The organism is Spirosoma flavum, assembly GCF_042686045.1.
Classification (GTDB): domain Bacteria; phylum Bacteroidota; class Bacteroidia; order Cytophagales; family Spirosomataceae; genus Spirosoma; species Spirosoma flavum.
The window spans coordinates 708,714-730,206 of sequence record NZ_JBHUOM010000023.1 but is presented as its reverse complement, the minus strand read 5'-3'; the positions used below and the strand labels follow the sequence as shown (position 1 = coordinate 730,206).

Annotated in this window: 20 protein-coding genes and 1 pseudogene; 7 read left to right on the top strand and 14 right to left on the bottom strand. The window is 45.1% G+C overall.

All coding sequences use genetic code 11. From position 1 onward, the window contains the following. Positions 1-102 precede the first annotated feature (102 nt). From ACFS25_RS23770 to rodA, 3 genes are all read left to right on the top strand, one after another. Positions 103-1,131 carry an SMP-30/gluconolactonase/LRE family protein gene (locus ACFS25_RS23770; RefSeq protein WP_381505980.1) on the top strand — a complete coding sequence of 343 codons (1,029 nt, stop codon included), beginning with the start codon at positions 103-105 and terminating at the stop codon, positions 1,129-1,131. A 168-nt stretch (positions 1,132-1,299) separates the two neighbouring features. Further along, complete coding sequence (locus tag ACFS25_RS23765; protein WP_381505978.1) at positions 1,300-3,252, top strand: penicillin-binding transpeptidase domain-containing protein; 1,953 nt, start codon at positions 1,300-1,302, stop codon at positions 3,250-3,252. A 72-nt stretch (positions 3,253-3,324) separates the two neighbouring features. Next, on the top strand, positions 3,325-4,608 hold the full coding sequence (gene rodA / locus ACFS25_RS23760; RefSeq protein WP_381507067.1) for a rod shape-determining protein RodA: 1,284 nt from the start codon (positions 3,325-3,327) through the stop codon (positions 4,606-4,608). Positions 4,609-4,624: 16 nt separating this feature from the next. Here rodA and ACFS25_RS23755 read toward each other — a convergent pair whose 3' ends face one another. The 10 genes from ACFS25_RS23755 to ACFS25_RS23710 all read right to left on the bottom strand — a co-directional run bounded on the left by ACFS25_RS23755 (position 4,625) and on the right by ACFS25_RS23710 (position 12,502). Beyond that, positions 4,625-5,110: a DUF1440 domain-containing protein gene (locus ACFS25_RS23755; protein WP_381505976.1), complete on the bottom strand. Its 486-nt coding sequence runs from the start codon at positions 5,108-5,110 to the stop codon at positions 4,625-4,627. Positions 5,111-5,498: 388 nt separating this feature from the next. Further along, positions 5,499-5,735 (bottom strand): hypothetical protein, encoded by a 237-nt coding sequence (locus ACFS25_RS23750; protein ID WP_381505974.1) that lies wholly within the window; start codon positions 5,733-5,735, stop codon positions 5,499-5,501. Positions 5,736-6,151: 416 nt separating this feature from the next. Further along, positions 6,152-6,742, bottom strand: coding sequence for a 4'-phosphopantetheinyl transferase family protein (locus ACFS25_RS23745; RefSeq protein WP_381505973.1), 591 nt, complete (start codon positions 6,740-6,742; stop codon positions 6,152-6,154). After that, positions 6,739-6,996, bottom strand: coding sequence for an acyl carrier protein (locus ACFS25_RS23740; RefSeq protein ID WP_381505971.1), 258 nt, complete (start codon positions 6,994-6,996; stop codon positions 6,739-6,741). Before ACFS25_RS23740 ends, ACFS25_RS23745 begins: the two co-directional genes overlap by 4 nt. 9 nt (positions 6,997-7,005) lie before the next feature. After that, positions 7,006-8,277 (bottom strand): beta-ketoacyl-[acyl-carrier-protein] synthase family protein, encoded by a 1,272-nt coding sequence (locus tag ACFS25_RS23735; RefSeq protein ID WP_381505969.1) that lies wholly within the window; start codon positions 8,275-8,277, stop codon positions 7,006-7,008. Next, on the bottom strand, positions 8,270-8,716 hold the full coding sequence (locus ACFS25_RS23730; protein ID WP_381505967.1) for a 3-hydroxyacyl-ACP dehydratase FabZ family protein: 447 nt from the start codon (positions 8,714-8,716) through the stop codon (positions 8,270-8,272). The genes ACFS25_RS23735 and ACFS25_RS23730 overlap by 8 nt, the downstream gene beginning before the upstream one ends. A gap of 10 nt (positions 8,717-8,726) precedes the next feature. After that, positions 8,727-9,527, bottom strand: coding sequence for an SDR family oxidoreductase (locus ACFS25_RS23725; RefSeq protein ID WP_381505965.1), 801 nt, complete (start codon positions 9,525-9,527; stop codon positions 8,727-8,729). Continuing rightward, complete coding sequence (locus ACFS25_RS23720) at positions 9,521-10,591, bottom strand: type III polyketide synthase (protein ID WP_381505963.1); 1,071 nt, start codon at positions 10,589-10,591, stop codon at positions 9,521-9,523. Before ACFS25_RS23720 ends, ACFS25_RS23725 begins: the two co-directional genes overlap by 7 nt. Beyond that, a complete protein-coding gene (locus ACFS25_RS23715) occupies positions 10,570-11,283 on the bottom strand; it encodes a methyltransferase domain-containing protein (RefSeq protein ID WP_381505960.1) in 714 nt (237 codons plus the stop codon). Before ACFS25_RS23715 ends, ACFS25_RS23720 begins: the two co-directional genes overlap by 22 nt. 55 nt (positions 11,284-11,338) lie before the next feature. Continuing rightward, positions 11,339-12,502 carry an NAD(P)/FAD-dependent oxidoreductase gene (locus ACFS25_RS23710; RefSeq protein ID WP_381505959.1) on the bottom strand — a complete coding sequence of 388 codons (1,164 nt, stop codon included), beginning with the start codon at positions 12,500-12,502 and terminating at the stop codon, positions 11,339-11,341. 114 nt (positions 12,503-12,616) lie between these two features. On the opposite strand from ACFS25_RS23710, the gene ACFS25_RS23705 reads away from it, so the two are divergent. Then, complete coding sequence (locus tag ACFS25_RS23705) at positions 12,617-13,510, top strand: carbohydrate kinase family protein (protein ID WP_381505958.1); 894 nt, start codon at positions 12,617-12,619, stop codon at positions 13,508-13,510. A 236-nt stretch (positions 13,511-13,746) separates the two neighbouring features. Here ACFS25_RS23705 and ACFS25_RS23700 read toward each other — a convergent pair whose 3' ends face one another. Then, entirely contained in the window at positions 13,747-14,064 is a 318-nt protein-coding gene (locus tag ACFS25_RS23700) for a hypothetical protein (RefSeq protein ID WP_381505956.1), read from the bottom strand. A 1,016-nt stretch (positions 14,065-15,080) separates the two neighbouring features. On the opposite strand from ACFS25_RS23700, the pseudogene ACFS25_RS23695 reads away from it, so the two are divergent. Further along, positions 15,081-15,307, top strand: a pseudogene (locus tag ACFS25_RS23695) (sensor histidine kinase); the annotation flags it as partial. A 380-nt stretch (positions 15,308-15,687) separates the two neighbouring features. On the opposite strand, the gene ACFS25_RS23690 reads toward ACFS25_RS23695, so the two are convergent. The 3 genes from ACFS25_RS23690 to ACFS25_RS23680 all read right to left on the bottom strand — a co-directional run bounded on the left by ACFS25_RS23690 (position 15,688) and on the right by ACFS25_RS23680 (position 19,754). Continuing rightward, positions 15,688-16,053, bottom strand: a complete 366-nt coding sequence (locus ACFS25_RS23690) for a cupin domain-containing protein (protein WP_381505954.1) — start codon at positions 16,051-16,053, stop codon at positions 15,688-15,690. Between the two features lie 318 nt (positions 16,054-16,371). Further along, on the bottom strand, positions 16,372-16,965 hold the full coding sequence (locus ACFS25_RS23685) for a phosphatase PAP2 family protein (RefSeq protein ID WP_381505951.1): 594 nt from the start codon (positions 16,963-16,965) through the stop codon (positions 16,372-16,374). Between the two features lie 293 nt (positions 16,966-17,258). Then, a complete protein-coding gene (locus ACFS25_RS23680) occupies positions 17,259-19,754 on the bottom strand; it encodes a ribonucleoside-diphosphate reductase subunit alpha (RefSeq protein ID WP_381505949.1) in 2,496 nt (831 codons plus the stop codon). A 606-nt stretch (positions 19,755-20,360) separates the two neighbouring features. On the opposite strand from ACFS25_RS23680, the gene ACFS25_RS23675 reads away from it, so the two are divergent. Both ACFS25_RS23675 and ACFS25_RS23670 read left to right on the top strand, forming a co-directional pair. Beyond that, positions 20,361-20,642 carry a type B 50S ribosomal protein L31 gene (locus tag ACFS25_RS23675; RefSeq protein ID WP_381505946.1) on the top strand — a complete coding sequence of 94 codons (282 nt, stop codon included), beginning with the start codon at positions 20,361-20,363 and terminating at the stop codon, positions 20,640-20,642. 96 nt (positions 20,643-20,738) lie between these two features. Further along, on the top strand, positions 20,739-21,491 hold the full coding sequence (locus tag ACFS25_RS23670) for an acyl-[acyl-carrier-protein] thioesterase (RefSeq protein WP_381505944.1): 753 nt from the start codon (positions 20,739-20,741) through the stop codon (positions 21,489-21,491). The last annotated feature ends 2 nt before the right edge of the window (positions 21,492-21,493 follow it).

Sequence of the window (21,493 nt, the reverse complement as noted above, 5' to 3'; positions counted from 1 at the left end):
GCAAAGTTGTCAGTATAATTAAAAAGTGTGCTTAAATCACTTTCTCATCTTGTGACCCGTCTAAATTCGGCGTAGCATTATACTTATTCCTAACAGGTATCCATGAAACTAAACTCTATTGTATTGGCTGGCTGGCTGGTAGCCGCCGTAAATCTCGCTTTCGCCCAAACGACCCCTTTCCCAACCATTGGTCAGATTGTTAGGCTCGACCCTCGGCTGGACAAACTTATTTCAGCAGAAGCTAAGGTCGAGGTGCTGGCTAGCGGCTTCGTCTGGACAGAAGGGCCAATTTGGGTGAAAGACCAGGCTTTTCTGCTTTTTTCCGACGTACCGCAGAACACCATTTTCAAATGGACTGAAAAAGAAGGCGTTACACCTTTTTTGAAGCCATCCGGTTACACAGGTTTGGGTCCGTACAGTGAAGAGCCCGGTTCCAACGGCCTCACTATTGACCCGCAGGGAAGGCTCATTGCCTGCGAACATGGTGATCGGCGCATAACGGCCATGCCCATGAACGGAAGCGGAGGCAAACGCACCTTGGCCGACAATTTTAACGGAAAACGGTTCAGTAGTCCAAACGATGTCGTAGCCCACTCCAGCGGCAGTTATTATTTCACCGACCCACCCTACGGAATGCCGAAGAAAGAAAAAGATCCTGGTCGGGAAACGGCTGGCTGGGGCGTTTATCGCATTGCACCCGAACGGGCTGGTGTACCCGGTACAGTGTCTATTGTCGTAAGTGATCTAACCCGCCCGAATGGGATTGCTCTGTCCCCCGACGAGAAAACTCTTTACGTGGCTCAGTCAGACCCACTTAACCCAGTCGTTATGGCCTACCCGCTACAAGCAGATGGTTCAGTTGGTAAGGGACGCACTATTTTCGGTGCCGAGGGGATGAAAAAACAGGGTCTTGAGGGTGGTTTTGACGGGATGAAAGTGGACCGAGCTGGTAATTTATGGGTAACGGGTGGTAATGGTGTGCTGGTCCTATCGGCAGCGGGTGACTTTTTGGGACATATTAAAGTTGGTGTTGCTACGGCAAACTGTGCCTGGGGTGATGATGGCTCAACTCTCTATATCACGTCCGATATGTATCTCTGCCGGATACGAACAATGGCAAAAGGATGGTAATATTTGAGGATGGATTATGAATTAGTAATGATGGAAAAAGACCTCAACTATCAGGGTCAATTTTCCTTCATCATTTATTAGTCATAATCCATCATTAAGAACTTAATTCGTCGTTAATGGACTAACTTTGTAGAGAGTACGTAGCTTGATTGAAAGGAATTTATTCTCATGTTAGAGAATCGTAAGTGGGTTATTATTGGCGTCTTCTGCCTGGTTGGATTGACGTATCTGATTCGATTATTTTATCTGCAAGTGCTGGATGATACCTACTCGCTGGGCGCATCGAAGAATTCTATAAAGCGAGTTGTAGAAGTACCTTATCGGGGGCAGGTTTACGACCGGAATAATCAACTTATCGTTTACAATACTCCTGTATACGATCTATACGTCACACCCAAGCAGGTCAGGATTCCCGACACGGCGGCTTTTTGCCGGATGATGGAATTAAGTCTCCCCGAATTCGATAGTATTATGGGGCTGGCTAAAAACTATTCCCCCGTAAAACCGTCGCTATTTCTGCGTCAGCTTTCCAAAGAAGATTTTGCCCGAATTCAGGATGCACTGGTCGATTATCGGGGCTTTGAGCCGGTAATTAGTTCTATGCGGACTTACCCGGCCCATACGCTGTCGAATGCCCTTGGCTACGTTAGTGAAATTAGCAGAAAGCAGCTGGAAAATCAGGATATTCTCTATTATCGGCAGGGTGATTATATTGGTCATAACGGGCTTGAGGAGCAGTATGAAGAGCAGCTGCGTGGTAAGCGGGGCGTTAAGTTCATGATGCAGAATGTTCGGGGTGTTAATAAAGGCTCCTGGAAAAATGGTGCCTTTGATACGTTAGCCATTGCTGGGCAAAACCTTATAACGGGCATTGATGTCGAAGTTCAGAAGTACGCCGATAGTCTGATGCAGAACAAAGTAGGAGCCGTGCTGGCCATAGAACCAGCAACGGGCGAAATTCTGGTTTCAGTCTCGGCGCCAACCTATGACCCTAATTTGCTATCGAGTCGATTCTTCTCTAAAAACTATCGGGCATTAATCAAGAACCCCTACAAGCCACTTATCAATAGGCCCATCATGGCTAGTTATCGGCCCGGCTCAACCTTCAAATTGATTCAGGCGCTGGTGGCACAACAACAGGGATCCCTTTTCCCAAACACAGTTTATGGCCACGCTGGCTCTCCTATGCGCTGTCACTGCCATGGGGGCAATGACCTGCGTGGAGCCGTTCAAAATTCGTGCAATCCCTATTTTTATTATGTGTTCCGTAAATTTCTCTATTTCAACGGAGAACATAATACATTCAAAGCATCAGCAATAGGACTAAAGCAGTGGCACGATATGGCTGAAAAATTCGGGATTGGTGATCGGCTTGGCGTCGATTTGCCAAGCGAATTAAAGGGAAATCTGCCCACGCCTGAGTATTATGACAAAGCCTATCGGGGTGCGTTACGCTGGAAATTTTCGAACGTCTATTCGCTTAGTATTGGCGAAGGGGAATTACTCATTAGCCCCCTTAAACTGGTTAATCTGGCGGCAACTATTGCTAACCGGGGTTGGTATATTACTCCCCACTATATCAAAGGCTTTGGCAAAGTAGGCGTTGGCCTTCCGGCTGAATATAACGAGCGACATGAGACGGGCATTGATTATAAATATTACTTGCCGGTGATCGATGGAATGCGCGGGGCAGTAGCACATGGTACGGTGACACCTTTAGCTAATATTGCCGGTATTGATCTGTGCGGTAAAACCGGCACGTCGCAAAACAATAAATTTGGCCACAAATTCGACCACTCCATTTTTGTCGGTTTTGCGCCGATGAACAACCCCAAAATTGCGGTAGCTGTATTTGTTGAAAATGCGGGGTGGGGCGGTAAAGCAGCCGCTTCAGTAGCTGCATTGGTGGCCGAACGCTACCTGAAACGTAAAACAGAAGCGAAAAAGCTGGATGAGCAGGTAAAAGCAGCAAACTATCTGCCGCCCGTTGGGGGACTTCCTATAGTGAAGAAACCTATTGCTCCGAAAAAAGACACCTCTCAAAAAGGAACCGTTCCCAAACCCATGATGACCGCTACTAAGCCAAAGTGGAGCGCGGAAGTCACTATAAGCGGAAATTAACTAATCTTATTTATCATGCTGACGAAGCGGGCTCCCCGGATCGAACGCAGGAGAAAAGGAAAACTGAGTTCAATGGCCCGTAATAACGACCCATTTTCACAAAACATTGACTGGCTCACGCTCCTGCTGTATTTCGGCTGTGTAACGATGGGCTGGCTGAATGTCTATGCCGCAGTTTATAGCCCCGAAGACCATACCAGTCTTTTTGATATGACAACCAATGCCGGAAAACAAATGATGTGGATCGGTACGACGGTGATCCTGATCATCTGTATTCTAGTGGTTAACCATACGTTTTTCGACACGTTTGCCTTTGTTTTCTACGGCGTCATGATTCTGATGTTGATCTTGGTTCTCTTTGCCGGAACGAATATTAACGGGTCGAGGTCGTGGTTCAAATTTGGGTCGGCATTATCTATTCAGCCCGCAGAGTTTGCAAAGGTGGCAACAGCGCTGGCGCTGGCTAAGTATCTGGATGTGCCGGGTATTAACCTGTCCAAGCAAAAAGATCTAATGTACATTGGTGGCATTATTATACTGCCCTGTATTCTTATTTTGGCATCTAATGAAACCGGTTCAACACTCGTGTTCGCATCGTTCGTTATTATGCTTTACCGTGAAGGGTTGCCGGGCTGGATTCCGGCGCTTGGCATTACGGCAGCCGCTTTGTTTGTACTGGCTTTAATCTTTCCAAAGCTCTATATCTTCATCGGTATCGTTGCTCTGTTAGGACTGATTATTCTAATTATGCCACGATACAACCGCATAGTAAGCACCCTGATGGCAATGGGCTTGATTGGTATTCTGATGATGGGATACGTAACAGGCGTCGATTTTTTTGTCAATAATGTTCTTCAAAAACACCAGCGTAACCGGATTAAAGTACTAGTTGACCCCAAAATTGATCCGCTGGGTGTGGGCTGGAATGTAACGCAGGCCAAAATAGCTATCGGCTCTGGACGGCTTCAGGGTAAAGGTTTCTTAGAGGGAACACAGACTAAGTTTGATTTTGTACCTGAGCAAAGCACCGACTTTATTTTTTGCACTATCGGCGAAGAGCACGGATTTGTCGGTGCATTCGTTGTTGTGGCCCTCTTTATCGGGTTAATTTCGCGTATCGTGATCCTTGCTGAAAAGCAGCGCACGAAGTTTGCCCGTGTATATGGCTACTGCGTGGCCGGAATTATCTTTTTTCACGTCATGATTAATATTGGCATGACTATAGGGCTGATGCCTGTTATTGGCATTCCGTTGCCATTTTTCAGTTATGGCGGTTCCTCGCTCTGGTCTTTTTCTATCCTGCTATTCATTTTCCTCAAACTCGATTCTCGCCGGACAGCCTTAATGAGAAGATAAGCCCACGGTTAGCCGATCAGGTTTTTGAATAATGCTTATGCACAATAAGGGCGATAGGCAAACTAACCAAAACCATCAAAATAACCATTCCTATGAGGGATTGAGCTGGATCGACTGGTTGAGCAGACACATTGCTAAGTGGAAGAACAATTCGATTCATTACTAGCCAAATCAATAACCCATATAACAACCCAATGGCCATTAGATTGCCAATAACCTGCCGTATTTGTGGATGTATCAGGAAGAAAAATGCTGCAAATAGTAAGGCAATGGAAAAGTGAAAAACTATGCCCCAAATGATCATCGCCGACCCATCCAAAAAGGCATCTTTCCCAAAAATGCCACTGGCGATATACTGAAAAACGCGAACAGGGTGCTTACCACCTGCGCTCAAAAATAGGCCAATAGCCGCAATGGCATCCAGTGTGCCAGCCACAAAACCATCCCAGACTATGATGAGAATAGTTTTTTTTGCGGAGGGTTTCGAACTGGACTGCTTCATGAAGTAGGTTATTCTCAGAGGAATTCTACGAGTGAAGATAGGCATAATTTTAAGTAACCAAGTCTGAAAAGAAAGGCTTAGTTTACCTCTACGTTTCAATTATAGAACCAGCAACTAGTCTACAATTTCATTGTATGAATGAGCCAGTTTACAACATAACTGGCTCATTCATACCGAGTAGAGTACTACCTACTGCGGGGAGTCACCGAACGCAGTCCGGTGGCTCCCCGCAGCAACTTGTAAACTTGATTAGTTACTCCTCCATCCGATAGATTGCCAAGAGAGAGTCTGTGGTACTAATATTTCTATCAATCTACTTTTCAGGAGATAGACCGACATTGCCGAAAGAAATGTCTATATCGATGAGTTGACTCATCAGTTTTTGGTTTTATTCACTTGCCCGTAATTGCCGATACCGATTGATTCCTACCTGCGACTTTTTAGTTAAAGCAGACGTGTTATCTGTCAGTTGGCTACTGGCTTTGAAAACAGCAGTTCTATGGGTTTCATGCTTCTCTGGCGAAGCAAGAGCAATTAGTGTTAGAACTTCATTATTAAGTTGTTCTACTTTCTGTTGTAGAGAGAAAATGTGCTTTTCTAAGGCAGTCATGTTGTTACTATTCATCGTGTTGAGAAATGGCTAAAATGTATTTTCTACAGCAATAGCTGCGTAGATTATTGATTTTTGGCTAGTACGTTACCGCCAAATGGTGTCGAAATTCGGTTTAAGCCCTCGAATACCAAGATATTTTGCTGGATAAAGCCAGTAATGAATAAACGCGAAAAAGTACAAATACTGACCCATGTTTCCTTAGCTTCATTTTTATGTTTTAGCGCGTGTGATAGTGTCATGTTTTATGTAATTTATTTATAATCAACGTAGAGGAACGAAATCTGTTGATTCTTCTTCTCTATTACTTAACAGAAATACACACCTAAATAGTTTAGTTTTATTAGTTTAGTACAAAAAGTGCTTCTGATTTTTCATCGAAAAGTCAAATTGTACAAGCGATTCTTACGGAAATCTTATGTCTTGACTTACTATATCAAGCCAAGAGCGTAGGCGCCATAATAGCCATGATGGCTGATGGTGAGGGGTATCTTTACTACATTATCAACGGTTAAGAGGGGAGTGCCAGCGCTGTCTTTATGAATGTGAATTGCCTGCTCTGGAATGGCTAGCCTGGCCGCGCATCGATGCTTTATTTGTTCCCGAATAACGCGCTGATGGGTCTGGTAGATTGTATTATCGAACGGAACAATTACGTGTGTATAGGCCGGAATGATAGTGGCCTCATACGCAACGGTAGCAATGTATTGGGCTGTAATTGACGACTTAGTATGGTATTCTCTGGTATAAAAAACAGTACCTTCTGTAGTATCTGTAGTTGGTCCGTTGACAAAGCAAGCTATTTTTTTTGGAGCAAAAAGACGTAATCCGGTGCTTCGCACGGACAGTTTATACGCACTTTCTTTCATGCTCCATAATAGCCAGACCATGCGGTCAGAATCGTTCGCTTCGAGAATGAGCTGCTGCTCATGTTGTGTAAAGATTTTATCTAAAAACCCCCTCCGACGCCAATTACTTTCCTGCTTTGCCTGAGCTAAATCGACAATGTCATTGCCAATCATTTTTCGGCCAGTTTTTTCGTAATAATGTCTATCGCGGATCCAACGGTAAGCATGCGTTCCATAGACTCATTGTCAATTTCAATCTCAAATTCTTCTTCGACATCTAACGCAATATCAACCAGATTAGCTGAGTTTACTTTTAAGTCATTTATGAAATCTGTATTCTCCGTGACATTTTCAAATGCCTGTTCATCCTGCACATAAGGTTTTACAATTTTTTTAAGCGCTGCCGTCAACTCGTCTTTCGTTTGCATACCCCTAATCTACGATTGAAACTTTTTAAAAATAACACACGCATTCACATCGCCGAAACCGAAATTAGCTTTTGCAATTACGTTAATATTTTTTCTGATAAGCTGTTGTGGAATTCTATCCGGGGCTATCATCGCTGAAATCTCCGGATGAAGATCTTCGCAGTTGACGGATGGATAAATAAACCCATCGTGTAATTCAAGTACGGCAGCCACACATTCGATGCTGCCAGCCGCGCTTAGGCAATGTCCCACCATTGATTTCAACGAATTAATATACGGAAAATCAGCGCCACGACGGCCTAAGGCTTCGCACCAGGCAGTCACTTCGGCTGAGTCCTTTATGGTAGCCGTCAAATGACCATCAATAACATCAATGTCGCTGGGTTGAATAGCGGCTTCTTCCATTGCTTTTTGGATGCAGCGTTTTACGGCGAAGGCATTGGGTGCGGTCATAGAGCCACCTCTCCGTTGTCCACCCGAATTTAGATGACCTCCCAACACTTCTGCATAAATGGGTGCGTTACGTTCCAATGCCGTTTCTAACGATTCCACTACTAGCGCACCGGCACCGCTGCCGGGTACAAAGCCGCTTGCTGTGGCACTCAGTGGCCTTGATGCTTTTTCTGGTGAATTATTAAATTGGTAGGGCATCACGCGCATAGCATCGAAGCCGCCCCACATGTAAGGGCCGTGGTCGCTGCAACTACCTGCCAGCATGCGTTTTGCGTAGCCGTTAGCAATACGTTCATAGGCCAGCAACAAGGCCTCGGTGCCCGTTGCGCAAGCGGATGAATTAGCCGTTAACTGATTGCCGCAGCCTATTATGCCACCCAAATAAGCACTTACACCACTGGCCATTGTTTGAACAACAGCAGTACTGCCTAATCGCCTTACCTGTCCCGCATCGACTTTATAAATTGATTCCCGGATTTTGTCGATGCCCAAAAGACCTGTTCCAAACACAATACCGCTTTCCCAATCGGGCTCATCGGTAGCTATGGAAAGACCAGCGTTTTGCCAGGCTTCCAAACCCGCAATGACGCCATAAATTACCCCACTGCTGGTAAGCTGGCGAAGTTGTAATTCGGTAAAATACTGTTGTTTAATTGTTTCGGTAACAGGTGGGATTCCACCAATCTGGCACGAAAATTTCAATTCGGCTAGTTCCGGCTGAAAGGAAATGCCGCTTCGTCCAGCCTGAATCGCGTCTGAAAAGGAAGGCACCCCCACTGCGTTGGGAGCTGCCACGCCAAGACCAGTGATTACCACTCGATTACGCATGATTGTTCGGTTTCATCATCCCCGAAATGGTGCCCCGGCACACCAATTCTCCACGACTGTTCAACATGTCAATTTTGCATTTTAGCTTATAAAATCGAAAGTACTCTTTTGTTGAGCGAACTGTAACGGTTTCGGTGGGGAAAACGGGTTTAAAAAAGTCAATCTGCGTAGCGGTCATGGCTATGCCAATATCATTTGTAAGAGTCGCATCCAGCAAAAAAATACCTAGGCAAACCACACCAATCTGGGCCATCACTTCAGTTAAAATGACGCCGGGTGTGACAGGTCTTTGTTTGAAATGACCTGCGTAAAAAAACGAGTCTTCGGGAAACGTATAACTGCCTTCAACACCATTTTCGTCGATGTGATGCAGGGCATCGACAAACAAAAAGGGTTTGCTGTACGGTAGCTTTTCGTAAATGTGAGTAAAGTTCTGCAAGCGTATACGTTTATTGAAGATGTTCTCCGCCATTGACCGGAATGACAGCACCGTTAATCCAGGCGGCTTCGTCTTTGCATAATAAATAGGCAACATCGGCCACGTTTTCGGGTGTTGTTAACCTCGAAAATGGATTCCGCTGTTTACTATGGCTCATTAAACTATCAGCATCAGGAATCAGCCGTAAAGAAGCCGTGTCGGTAACGCCGGCCATAATGCAATTAGACCGAATGCCGAACGGGGCCATTTCTAAGGCAATACTTCTGGAAATAGCCTCCAACGCTGCTTTAGCCGCCGAAACAGCCGCGTAGTTCTTCCAGGCTTTCAGACTGCCTTCACTGGTAAAACTGATAACGCGGGCATCGGCGGCAAACAACCCTGCTGAAAGCAAATCGTTTGTCCAGTCATATAAACTAATTGCCATCGCGTCGATGGTTAGCTGAAAATCGTCATGCCGAAGTTGCCGCTGATTTCCGTTAGCTACCATCGGTTTTAAATTTCCTTTAGCAATACTATGAATCAACGCTCTAACTTTTTCGCCCTCCTTAAATGTTTCTTTCAGAGCCGAAATAACAACGGTTCGTTTTTCTGAATTTGTCGCATCTATATTGAATTGTTTTAGTGATACACCTTCATTTTCGATAGTCCTAAAGGCTTGCTCAACGTCGGCAATATCAGCTTTTCGAGTGCGGTGAACAATGCACAGATTCATGCCCTGTTTCGCTAATTTTTTCGCCGTTGCCAAGCCTAATCCTGTACTGCCGCCCAGAATAATTGCCCAATAATTAGTATGGCTAAATTCGTTTACCACCGTAATAAAACGCGTTGCGCTGAAAAACCAGGACCGAAACTTAGCATGAGACCATAGTCTCCCTTTTGAGGTTCTTTGTCCATAAATCGCTCTAATACATAAAGTACCGTAGCACTCGACATATTTCCATACAGCCGTAGTACTTCTTTCGTATCATCAATATTCTTGCCCAGTTTCCCGAATAATTCCTGCACCACTTCTACTATTTTTCGCCCGCCGGGATGAAAAATTAAATGGTCAATATCATTGATAACCAGCCCGTTTTTTTCTAGAAAAGGGTGAACTATGGCCGGAAAATGAGTGGCAATATTTTCTGTGACTTCCTTATCTAAAATCATTTGTAAACCGCTGTTTGTCAGGTTAAAGCCCATCATGTGAGTAGCGTCGTAAAAATGATACATTTCTTCTGCAAGCACTTCTGGACCGGTATCGTCTTCGTGTGAAGATAGTAAAACGCAAGCGGCTCCATCACCAAAAATGGCCGCGCTAACGATATTAGCCATCGAAAAATCATCTAATTGAAAGGTAGCTGTCGGCGATTCTACGGCGAGTAGAGCAGCTCGTTTTCCTGGATTTGCTTTTAGAAAATTCTTCGCGTAAATAATGCCAGAAACGCCAGCTACACAACCCATTTCTGTAACTGGCAACCGAACTATATCCTGCTTCATTTGCAAACTGTTGATCAAATAAGCATCCAGGGAGGGAATCATAATCCCTGTGCAGCTAACTGTAATCAGGTAGTCAATATCGGTTGGCTTCCAGCTTACTTTGGCTAATGCCTTCGTTAAAACATCTTCGCCTAATTTGATGCATTCGCGGCTATAAATAGCATTTTTTTCTTCGAACGATGTATTGGCAAATACCTCCGTCGGCCCCATAATGGAATACCGCCTATCGACTGCCGCATTTTCAAATATTTTCTTTACTTTTCGTTGAAATCGGCTTTCCTGACCCTCCAGCCAAGCATCAAGAAAAGGTAAAATGTCGCTCGTATCCCGCCAATTCTGTGGTAACGATTTTGCAACGGCCGCTATTTTTACACTCATACGTTTTTGATAATCCATTGATAACGGAACGCCCATCGCCAGCTGATACGATAGTCTTTTAACCGTAGTTGTTTAGAAAAATAAACTAAATCCTGCTTTTTAAACCCACGTAAAATAGACGTTAAGCCATCTTCTCTGGACAGCTTGTTGAGTTGAAAGACGAAACAAATGAGTTGGAATAGTCGGTAGGCCAAAGCCGAGCGTTGTAAGTCATTAATAACGACACCAAGTTTGGCTTTTTTACCAAGTAACCCCATCAAATACTGAATTTCTTGATCGGTGAAATGGTGTAGTGTCAACGTGCATAGTGCAATGTCATAGTCAATTGCAGAAAACCCGTGGTCAAAGATGTTTACCGTTGCATACGTTATGTCGGGATAGTTGATAGAACTGGCTTGCGCATGATTGACAGTATAGGCATTGGCATCAATGCCTAAAATTTTAACATTAATCCCTTTCTTTTTGGCAAAGTCGGCCACCGCCCGACACATATCGCCATTACCACACCCAATATCGATAATAGAAATAACATGTTCTTTGGGATAATCTTTAAGCAAATTCTTTATCCCGTCGAGCGTAACCCGATTGCCGCCTAACCACTGATTTATTGTCGCGATTTTGTCCAACGCATCGCGTAACTCTTCGCCCTCTAACGAAAAATCATCCAGGAATTCTTCCTTGGAAGTACGCTGTGTCGTGCTTAAAAACATTCGGTTGTCACGTTGTAAAGTTTTTAACTGAGCAAGCTATTATCTAGATGAAAATTCAGATGCTGACTGCCAACGGTTTACCATGAGTTTGCCTAATAATTAGTGGTAATATACCGGGCGTTAAGTGTAGACCTTTAAGTAATGCGGAGGTTATGCCAGGAGACAACAACAACGATTGAACAACTCGTCCGGTCAGTAATCGATTTTTAAATTCGGTAGACCATGCAGCGGCATATTGCTTTTCTAAGGTCAGACGGGTTGCTATTGTGCCCGTAAAGTATTGAATGAGCAATTCTGAGACCAGTTTAGCGCTGTGGATAGCCATTGCCATGCCATTTCCGCAAAGCGGATGAATAAGCCCGGCTGTATCACCACACATCAATATGTGATTTTCGACCGACTCTTTTCTGGAAAAGGAAACCTGGCTAATGGTTAATGGCTTATCGAACATTGGAGTAGCCTCAGAAAAAAACTTGCTTAACAAGGGGTTTTTTCCTAAAACCTGTTTTTGAAAAGTATCTATACGTTTAAATGGCCTGAAGCTACGGTAATTAGTCAGATAACAGGCATTGACAGTACCATTCTCTACCTGAGATAACCCACAATAACCACCCTCAAAATTATGTAGTGCAACTAAATCGGCAGGAAAGTCTGCTCGATAATGAGCCTTTACGCCCAACCAGGGTGACTCCTGTAGGACAAACTTTCGGTGTAAATGCTTATCCAGTTGAGAGCGCTTACCGTAAGCCCCGATCACTATTTTCGAGGTGTACTTTTTTTCGTCCGACGTCGTAACGGTAAAAGCATCATGCTCAAAATGAATATTCGTTACGTCGGCTTGCCTAAGCTCTACGCCTGCTGAGCGGGCATTATTTGCTAGAAAATGGTCGAATGTATACCGACTTACACCAAATCCACCTAAAGGCAATTCGCTTTCAATCGTTTTTCCAGAAGCCGTACTTAGCAAAAAACGATGAATTCGGGCAGGCTTCAATTCATCGATGGTAACCCCAAGATAAGACAGGTAGGGCAACACTTCATTAGATACATACTCACCACATACTTTGTGCTGGGGATAGGCGTGTTTCTCGAGGAGTATTACACGTAAACTAGCTTTGGCAAGATGAATGCTTGCTGTTAATCCTGCCAGTCCGCCACCAACAATAAGTACATCGGCATCATATGTCATTTGGCATGGCGTCATTGCTGATAAAACCAACGTATTACAGAATAGGTTTTATTTTTTAATGGCTGTTTGCGATGTGGCCACGCCCGCAACCAAAGGCATTAGTAGATTGAAAAAACAGTTGTAACCCGTTAACTCTTTCTAACCATGAACCCAACAATAACTTGTTTCGGTGAAATTCTCTGGGACGTCCTGCCCACCAGCAAACAACCCGGCGGAGCCCCAATGAACGTAGCCGCCGATCTGCGCAATTTCGGCCTAAATGCTCAACTGATTAGCCGCGTCGGAAGCGACGATTTGGGCCGTGAACTCCTGGATTTCCTTGACCAGAAGGACCTCCCTCTCGATCTGATCCAGACGGGGCAAACTCACCTGACGGGCGTAGCAAAAGCCAACATTTCCGATTCGAACGAGGTGACGTATAAAATTGTCCAGCCTGTGGCCTGGGATTACATTCAGCTGGAACCGAATCTGCTCGAAGCTGTACGGCAAAGCGATTTGTTCGTCTATGGCAGTTTGGCCGCCCGCAGTCCCCAAACCCACGAAACGTTGCTGGCACTGCTGGCCGTTGCTTCCCGAAAAGTGTTCGATGTGAATCTTCGGGCTCCACATTATGAACGAACTACGGTCGAAGAACTTCTGCACCAAGCCGATATTGCCAAACTGAACGAGCACGAATTAATTGAACTGTCTGGTTGGTACGGCGAAGAAACCGACTTATATCGAGCTATGCAGCAATTGCGCGACCGATACCAACTGGAACAACTGTGCGTAACCCTGGGGGAGAAAGGAGCCGCGTTTCTGGACGAAACGGGTTTTGTGCAGCAGGCGGCTTTTTCCGTTGAGGTAGAGGATACCATCGGCAGTGGAGATGCGTTTCTGGCGGCTTTTCTCTACAAAACGTTGCAGGGTGAGTCGGCACGAAAGACGCTGGAGTTTGCCTGCGCCACGGGTGCTTATGTAGCTACTCAACGGGGCGCTACACCGGCATTCACAGAAGAAACAATTGTAAGTAAGGTCTTACGGGCCGAAGTGATTTAAGCGATTCGGGAGATCAAGTTGCCCCTGTATTTACCTTACCTCGAATTAATGCATATCGTTAGCGCTGCAAAAGATACTTATACGCATAGCTATCTCGCTCAGCGAACGTGTCATTACTGATTTGATTTTTAACAACGAACTGTTTTAAAAGGCGACATCACTACCTTTTAAAACAGTTCATTCTGATAATTAAAATCTGCTCATTAATAAGCTGGCCCAAATGGCCAGCTTCCATTTTATGGGTTTATACTTAACAATTGTGATATGGAGTTTGCTGGATGCTGCCAAGCCTCATCCTGATTCCGTAAGGTCTGAGCAATTGTAGTAATCTGGTCGCCCAGCTGTCCCTGCTCTTCAATACGGGCGTGATTGTACTGGTCCTGTCGCTTTGGTTCCCAATAGAAAAGCTCTGTTTTTGCATCGTAGATGCCAATAGGCGTGTGTCCTTTTTGGGTAAGCATGCGTTCCATAATAGATTCTGCTTCTGCATGAGTAGCACAATAAATATGCTGATACTGCTGCTTGAGCAGATATATGACTGAAAAACGATTCATGATCTTAGCGTGTAAGATGAAGTAAGAATGCAACCTATATCCCTAGTGAGGCTGGTTATCGAACCAGAAGAACTACAGAAATAGGGCAATTAGGTATGAGTAGGCCGATATATCTATATCAGCACTATCTGATTTACTTATGACAGGAAAAATAGGAATTGGGTACATTTAGCCCAACTGAAGGCGTGATGATTTAGCTATTTCTGACTAGCCAATTGCCACCAAACGGCATAGCAACTCGTGTTAGGCTCTCAAAAATAAGGGCATTTCGGTGAATAAAGCCGGAGATAAATAAACGCGTAAAAGTGCAAATGCTTATCGATGTTCTCTTAGCCTTATTTGCGTATTTTACTATATATGTGAATTTCATGAGTTAGCTAATCTATTTATAGTCAATATAGAAGAAGAAAAGAGGTAGGCTTCGCTTTTTCATCTACATAACTAAATGTAGTAGCCAAATAGTTTGTTAATACTGGTATAGTGCAAAAAGTGCCTCTGATTTTTCAGTGAAAAGAGTGATTGTACAAGTGATTCTTGAGTAAGTAATATGGTTTTTAGCGAGTGATTTATGATTTGCGCCAATTAGAGAGCAGTTGGAGTAAACTATAACTTATCCAACGTCCCGATAATTGGCTGTTTACGTTATTTGCTTTTCCTGACTTTATGCTTGTAAAGTGTTTCATTAATCTTACATAGATAAACCATTCAATGTAGATTTAGTAACGACCGGCGAGTTATTCGGACTTCTTGCCAAAGCCACTCATGATGCCGTTTGGTGTTGGGATCTGGGCGCTATAATACCGTTTGGTGGAATGATGGCTTTACTACTCTGTTTGGCCAAGAACGACAAGCAAATGAGAGCGGGCCAGAGTCGTCGTATGACGATGTTCATACGACGATAAAGACCGAATCTTGAGCGGTATTCACAATATAATTAATCAGGGTGGCACAAATTGGTCAGATGAGTAACAGTTCCGTCGCGCCGATGGAACCGTTACTACCGTTTACCTCCTGCGGCTTACCACTGCATTAGCGTGGTCGATAATGGAATCGGCTTTGATGAGAAGTATACTGACCGCATTTTTCAGGTGTTCCAATGGCTACACGGTCGCAATGAGTATGCTGGTACGGGAATTGGTCTGGCTATCTGTGAGAAAGTAGTGGCCAATCATGGCGGAGCTATCACAGCCATCCGTCAACTAGGAGAGGGGATATATTTGTTATTTACTTACCAGTGAGTTAGGAGGCCGCAGTGTTTGCCCAGGAAGTTATGTTTTCACAAAAGATGCGAGAACTGCGGGAAAGCCTACCGATGAGTAAACTGTGTCACTATCGGAATAAACCGCAACGTTATTCAAATACAAAGCTGGATATAGCCGCTCTGTTATCAATTGTCTCTGAAGGGACTGAAAATTGCATACCGGGTATAAACAAGGAAAACCTGCCGGGGTGCGTGTGCAAAGCAGAAGCGTGGCAGGTCTTATTACCTACAAATAAGACGCGGTTTTATTTGTAGGTTCAAATAGCCAACAAGAACTTTTACAGGGAAAGTGTAGAAATAGCATTTGTCTCTTTACGGCTACATCGCGTTTTCCGTATTCCATAATCACCTGCTGGTCTTTCCTACTTTTTTAACTGGTTGATGGGCGGTCCTACCCGTTTGAAGCCATGGTCTTCCCTAAACTTATCCTGTTTGGCTTCAGTCATCGTTTTCATCACTCCTTCACTGATTTTTTGGAAGCACTCTTCCATCTTACCTGCTGGTTGGAAGGTCATTAATAGCCTACCTGCACCTGAGCCTACCTTAGCAAAACTATGTGGTACTTTTCGAGGGCCAAAAACACTGTCACCCACCTTAACTTGGTGGATTACCTCACCGACTTTAATCAAAAATTCTCCTTCCAGCACGTACCACCACTCATCTTGATCAAAGTGATAATGATGAGCCGGACCACCTTCTTTGACACGACTTGATTCGTAGACGTACATATCCCCATCGGTGTCTTTAGTACATACTTTTGTCGAAAAGGTGTCGCCATCAAAAAGAGAAATGGCTCGATTGAAGCGGTCCTAACCTGCATTGACTTTGAAGCCCTTATCAACTCGGTAACTCTTTACTGTTTTTGCGACCAGTACAAAAGGCGAAGCTAGAAAAGCGCCGGTGGTCAAACAGGCTTTCAGAAAAATCTTTCTTTTCATATAGAGTTATGGCTTAACAATCAATATTGGGTCAACGAGTGCGAAAAAACTAAAATTTACAGCACGGTCGCCAAGCTATTTAGGCTACGGTAAGCACAATTGTATAAGTTAGGCGATAAACGCATACAAACCAGCCCCAGTGAGTAAGCCAATTAGTGCTCCCACCAAAATCTCCGTTAAGGTGTGTCTTGCTAGCACAAGTCGGGAGGCTGCAATCAGAATAGAGAAAATGCCCATTGCTAAGCCCAACGGTTGATTGCTAATAGCGATAGCCCAAGTCAGAAAAAAGGCGAGAGCCGTGTGTAAAGAGGCTTTAATATATCGATTCACTCCATACGAACTGACAAGAAGCAGGAGCACACAACCCGTTCCGTAGCAGAAAGGTCTGGGTTGATCGGTCGCCAACAAAAGCCCGGTCATTAAAGAGACTAATCCAATCAAGATGGGATAAAATTGCGCTCGTTGTTTCTGATTCGATACATCGAAATTGGTATACTGACCCTTCTTAACTTGTTGATAATTATGCCATGCAATGGGTACGACCACACCACCAAATAATAGTCCGGAAACTATAGCGGCATTTTTGAGTGGTAACTGCTGGAAAGCTACGTAAAGTGAAAACAAGGGAATTGTTAGAAGGGGGTGACCTAGTATGGAAAGTATTTTTGCGGTTTTGTAAATGAAAGAAGGAATTGTTTGCATGATTTATAAGTACCCGGAATAACCCTTGAAAAAGATGTAGTAGCGGGAGATGTTCGTGAGCTTATTTACAAATTTTCTCCGTTGAATTATCCGGGATTTGCACTTGTGGTTCGAATTTGAGGCTTTAGGCACAGATTGCAAAACATGAATACATGGAGTATCTATTGAGTACGCCCTTTAACTACATCGCTCCGGCTCCCCGGTTGTACCAATTTGGAAAGTAAAGCCTAAAACAAAACTCCCGGCCATGTCAAGCACAGCCGGGAGCGTAAAAATTTCAATTTATCAATTTACTACGATCCGCACATTTCGCAACCTTCCGGGTCGTCGAGCGAGCATGTCATGGCGGCATACTGTTGTTCGAGGTCTGTTACCATGGGCACAGGTGCAGGGGCAACGTTCTGCGCGTGGTCTTTGGCATACTGTACGTAGTCGAGTGGTCTCTCGACAGCTACCGTTTCGGCCATTACCGGCTCCAGTTGTGGCTCGGCTTGTGGTTGTACCACCGTGAACTTCACCGCGTCGGAAGCGGCTTTCGTGCGGAGATAGTACATGCCCGTTTTCAAGCCTGCTTTCCACGCGTAGAAGTGCATAGAGGTCAGTTTGCCGAAATTGGAGTCCTGAATGTGGATATTTAACGACTGCGACTGGCAAATGAAAGCGCCCCGGTCGGCAGCCATGTCTATGATGTGCTTCTGCTTAATCTCCCAAACCGTCTTGTATAGGTCTTTGATATTCTGCGGAATGTTCGGAATTGCCTGAACCGAGCCATTCGCCAGAATCAGATTGTTCTTCATCGCGTCGTTCCAGAGGCCCAGTTTCACGAGGTCTTTGAGCAGGTGTTTGTTCACCACTACAAACTCGCCCGACAATACGCGACGGGTATAGATGTTGCTCGTGTACGGTTCAAAACATTCGTTGTTACCCAGAATCTGTGAGGTCGAAGCGGTTGGCATAGGAGCCAGCAGCAACGAGTTCCGAACGCCATGTTCAATAACATCCTTTCGCAGACTTTCCCAATCCCAACGGCCCGATTTTGGTTTTACCGGTACGCCGTCGCGTTCCCACATATCGAATTGGAAAATACCTTCCGAAATCGGTGAGCCTTTCCAGGTTTCGTAGGGTCCGGATTCTTTGGCCTGCTCCATCGAAGAAGTCATGGCGCCGAAGTAAATTGTCTCGAAAATGTCTTCGTTCAGGCGACGCGCTTCATCCGATTCAAACGGCATCCGCAACATAATAAACGCATCGGCTAACCCCTGCACACCTATGCCAATTGGCCGGTGGCGCATGTTGCTCCGACGAGCTTCCTCAACTGGGTAGTAGTTAACGTCGATAATCTTGTTGAGGTTGCGGGTGGCCGTTTTTGTCACTTCATACAACTTCTGGTGATCGAACCGCATGATGCCGTCGATGCCGCGTGTAATAAATTTCGGCAGGGCAAGGGATGCGAGGTTACAAACCGCTATTTCGTCGGGAGCCGTGTACTCAATAATTTCAGTACAGAGGTTCGACGATTTAATAGTACCGAGGTTCTTCTGGTTCGACTTTTTGTTGGCCGCATCCTTATAAAGCATGTAAGGTGTACCTGTTTCGGTCTGCGACTCCAGAATTTTAAACCATAATTCCTGCGCTTTGATGGTTCGGCGGGCGCGACCTTCGCGTTCATAACGTGTATACAAAGCCTCAAACTCATCACCGTAGCAATCAGCCAGACCGGGGCACTCATGTGGGCAGAACAACGACCAAACATCGTCATCCTCTACACGCTTCATGAAAAGATCGGGTGTCCAGAGCGCGTAGAACAAGTCGCGGGCGCGGCCTTCCTCTTTACCGGAGTTCTTTTTGAGGTCCAGAAAATCAAAAACGTCGGCGTGCCAGGGTTCTAGATAAATAGCAAAGGAACCTTTACGCTTGCCACCGCCCTGATCGACGTAGCGAGCCGTATCGTTGAACACGCGCAGCATGGGTACAATCCCGTTGGATGTACCGTTTGTGCCTTTAATGTATGTGCCCGTGGCCCGAACATTATGGATGCTCAACCCGATACCCCCCGCCGATTGCGAAATCTTGGCGGTTTGTTTCAGCGTGTCGTAAATACCGTCGATGGAGTCGTCTTTCATCGTCAGCAGGAAACAGCTCGACATCTGTGGTTTTGGTGTTCCAGCGTTGAACAGCGTTGGTGTGGCATGCGTGAACCACTTCTCCGAGAGCAGATTATAGGTCTCGATGGCCGCGTCGATATCTTCCTGATGGATACCAACGGCTACGCGCATCAGCATATGCTGAGGGCGCTCGGCAATACGGCCATCAAGTTTCAGCAGATATGATTTTTCGAGTGTTTTGTAACCGAAATAATCATAGCCGTAATCCCGGTCATAGATAATTGTGGAATCCAAAAGTGCCGCATGTTGACGCACCACCTCATACACTTCTTTAGCAATCAGCGACGCGTTTTCTCCAGTTTTCGGGTCTTCGTACTGATACAGTTTCTTGATGGTGCCAGAGAACGATTTGTTCGTCTCTTTATGCAGGTTTGAGATAGCGATGCGGGCGGCCAGAATAGCGTAGTCTGGGTGTTTGGTGGTCATCGACGCAGCCGTTTCAGCCGCTAAATTGTCGAGTTCGGTGGTTTTAACACCGTCGTAGAGACCACTAACGACTTTCACAGCCACCTCTACCGGATGCACGTAAGCGGGGTCGAGACCATAGCACAGTTTCTCGATTCGAGCCGTGATTTTGTCGAACTTAACCGACTCCCGGCGTCCATCGCGTTTGATTACAAACATGAGCGTTTGGGTTAGTTTTAATATATGAAAAAATGATGAATACGATAAAATTAGGGCGATAATGAACCCGGTTTAACAGAAAACGATGGTAGACTTTTCATCTTCCGACGATAGCTATCAGATAACTAACCGGACGGACCCAACGACAACCTTGAGCTGCTGTTGGAACAGGATGGCGTTATAAAGTTCTTTTGAAATAGACGGAAAAGCAACCCGGAAGGTTCGGGCGTTTTAGTGAATCATTGAAAGGTGCAACTCTACCAGGTAGGTTAAGAAATTGTTAAGCCGTAACACTTAGCGACTTACCAATTATTCCACCAGAGAGCTATTCTAAAAATAAAAAAAAGCGAATTTATTGATCGGCTCACCGTTTATACATCATCCTGGCGAACTGGAGCGGACGTGAGCTACCCCTAAATATAAAAAGAAAAATAGGCCAGTGGCAATCGTTATTACGGCATTATTAGGCAATGGTACTAATTTGGTTCATTCATAATCAACCAATAAAAGAAGCCTAAAAAGGCTTGGCTATACCAGCCAAACGCTGTACCTTTGCAATCCTTTTCGGTCGGAAACCGAGAAGATGACAAGAAACTGAGATTAATCATGAAAAAGGGCATTCACCCGGATTACCGCGAAGTGGTATTCCACGACCTGTCGAGCGACTACAAATTTCTAACCCGCTCAACAGTTCAGACTAAAGACACGATCGAGTTTGAAGGCCAGACCTATCCGCTCGTTAAGATTGAAGTTAGCTCGCAGTCGCACCCGTTCTACACAGGTAAAAATGTACTGCTCGATACGGCTGGTCGTGTGGACAAGTTCCGCAAACGCTACGGCACAAAAGAGAACGCAACGCCAACGTCAACCACGACCTCACAGTCGTAGTTTTTCCGACGTTTCTCTTTTCAAACAAATTAAAACTCCCCTGTTACGACTACCGTAGCGGGGGAGTTTTTTGTGCTATCCGCTTACCTTTACAACATGGCTTTTATCCAGACAGATACATTCACCCTACGGGGCTACGAGTGTGATGCCTTTGGTCGGATGAGTATTCCGGCTCTAATGAATCTAATGCAGGAGTCGGCCAATAGAAACGCCATCCATTATGGCATCGGTATTGCTGATTTGGCCCGGCAGGGGTATGGGTGGATGCTGATGCGTTTTTGCCTGCGGATCCACCAGTACCCGCGTTACGGTCAGACTATTCAGTTGACGACTTATCCCACCATTGTTGAGAAATATTTCATTTACCGCGATTTTCGGGTACTGGCCGAAGATGGGACTCTCTTAGCCGACGCTACTAGTACGTGGCTTGTTTTCGACATGGAAAAACGCTCTATGGTGCCACTACCCGGTTTTATCCGCAGTTTAAGCCCGCCAGTCAATGTTGACCCGTTGCCTAAATTACCGCTCAAACCAGACTTTCAGACGACTATTATTGAGCCAACTGATACCAAAAGTGTAGAGGTAGGTTGGTTAAGTATCGACCAGAATCAGCATGTCAATAATGTAGCCTATGTACAGTGGTTACTCGAATCTATCGATACGGAGCGGTTGCAAACGTGGGAATTAGCTGAAATTGATTTAGTTTACCGAACCGAAAGCCATTGGCAGGACTGGCTACAGGTTCAATCAATGACCGAAACCCGGGAGTCAATACTGCATCGGATCATTCATCGCGAATCGGGGAAAGATATGCTGCTGGCGCGAAGCCGGTGGCGAATTAATCAATAAGG

Excerpts from the sequence above, each read along its gene's own strand:
- ACFS25_RS23670 (WP_381505944.1), top strand. The coding sequence starts at position 20,739 with ATGGCTTTTATCCAGACAGATACATTCACCCTACGGGGCTACGAGTGT.
- ACFS25_RS23675 (WP_381505946.1), top strand. The coding sequence starts at position 20,361 with ATGAAAAAGGGCATTCACCCGGATTACCGCGAAGTGGTATTCCACGAC.
- ACFS25_RS23705 (WP_381505958.1), top strand. The coding sequence starts at position 12,617 with ATGAACCCAACAATAACTTGTTTCGGTGAAATTCTCTGGGACGTCCTG.
- ACFS25_RS23755 (WP_381505976.1), bottom strand. The coding sequence starts at position 5,110 with ATGAAGCAGTCCAGTTCGAAACCCTCCGCAAAAAAAACTATTCTCATC.
- ACFS25_RS23735 (WP_381505969.1), bottom strand. The coding sequence starts at position 8,277 with ATGCGTAATCGAGTGGTAATCACTGGTCTTGGCGTGGCAGCTCCCAAC.
- ACFS25_RS23720 (WP_381505963.1), bottom strand. The coding sequence starts at position 10,591 with ATGGATTATCAAAAACGTATGAGTGTAAAAATAGCGGCCGTTGCAAAA.
- ACFS25_RS23680 (WP_381505949.1), bottom strand. The coding sequence starts at position 19,754 with ATGTTTGTAATCAAACGCGATGGACGCCGGGAGTCGGTTAAGTTCGAC.
- ACFS25_RS23715 (WP_381505960.1), bottom strand. The coding sequence starts at position 11,283 with ATGTTTTTAAGCACGACACAGCGTACTTCCAAGGAAGAATTCCTGGAT.
- ACFS25_RS23740 (WP_381505971.1), bottom strand. The coding sequence starts at position 6,996 with ATGCAAACGAAAGACGAGTTGACGGCAGCGCTTAAAAAAATTGTAAAA.
- ACFS25_RS23700 (WP_381505956.1), bottom strand. The coding sequence starts at position 14,064 with ATGAATCGTTTTTCAGTCATATATCTGCTCAAGCAGCAGTATCAGCAT.
- ACFS25_RS23745 (WP_381505973.1), bottom strand. The coding sequence starts at position 6,742 with ATGATTGGCAATGACATTGTCGATTTAGCTCAGGCAAAGCAGGAAAGT.
- rodA (WP_381507067.1), top strand. The coding sequence starts at position 3,325 with ATGGCCCGTAATAACGACCCATTTTCACAAAACATTGACTGGCTCACG.
- ACFS25_RS23765 (WP_381505978.1), top strand. The coding sequence starts at position 1,300 with ATGTTAGAGAATCGTAAGTGGGTTATTATTGGCGTCTTCTGCCTGGTT.
- ACFS25_RS23685 (WP_381505951.1), bottom strand. The coding sequence starts at position 16,965 with ATGCAAACAATTCCTTCTTTCATTTACAAAACCGCAAAAATACTTTCC.
- ACFS25_RS23770 (WP_381505980.1), top strand. The coding sequence starts at position 103 with ATGAAACTAAACTCTATTGTATTGGCTGGCTGGCTGGTAGCCGCCGTA.
- ACFS25_RS23750 (WP_381505974.1), bottom strand. The coding sequence starts at position 5,735 with ATGAATAGTAACAACATGACTGCCTTAGAAAAGCACATTTTCTCTCTA.
- ACFS25_RS23690 (WP_381505954.1), bottom strand. The coding sequence starts at position 16,053 with ATGTACGTCTACGAATCAAGTCGTGTCAAAGAAGGTGGTCCGGCTCAT.